The organism is Mesorhizobium sp. (assembly GCF_004963255.1).
Taxonomy (GTDB): domain Bacteria; phylum Pseudomonadota; class Alphaproteobacteria; order Rhizobiales; family Rhizobiaceae; genus Mesorhizobium.
On sequence record NZ_SUGA01000114.1, the window covers coordinates 1 to 398 of the forward strand.

Consider the following 398-nt stretch of genomic DNA (forward strand, 5'->3'; position numbering starts at 1 on the left):
TGCGCCGCCACGGTCGATCCCGCATCGGAAGACCCGCCGAAATAGAGTGGTGGATAGGGCGTCTGCACCGGCGGGAACAGCAGGCGGCCATCCTCGATGCGGAAATGCTTGCCTTGATGCTCGACCGTCTCGCCGCTCAGCACGCGCTTGTAGACCTGCAGGAATTCCTGCGTCACCTCATAGCGCTCGGCATGCGACAGGAAGATGCCGTCGCCCTTGTTCTCCAGCGGATCGCCGCCGGTGACGACATTGATCAGCAGACGTCCGTTCGAGATACGATCGAGCGTTGCCGTCATGCGCGCCGCGAGCGTCGGCGACTGCAGGCCGGGCCGCACCGCGACCAGGAAACGCAACCGCTCTGTCAGCGGCGCCAGGGCCGACGCGATCACCCAGGAATC

At 65.3% G+C, this 398-nt stretch carries 1 protein-coding gene; it reads right to left on the bottom strand.

Annotation, left to right across the window (positions count from 1 at the left end; genetic code table 11):
• Positions 1-398, bottom strand: a 398-nt coding sequence (locus tag E5X34_RS32685) for an LLM class flavin-dependent oxidoreductase (protein WP_292573356.1), incomplete at both ends; no start/stop codon positions are given.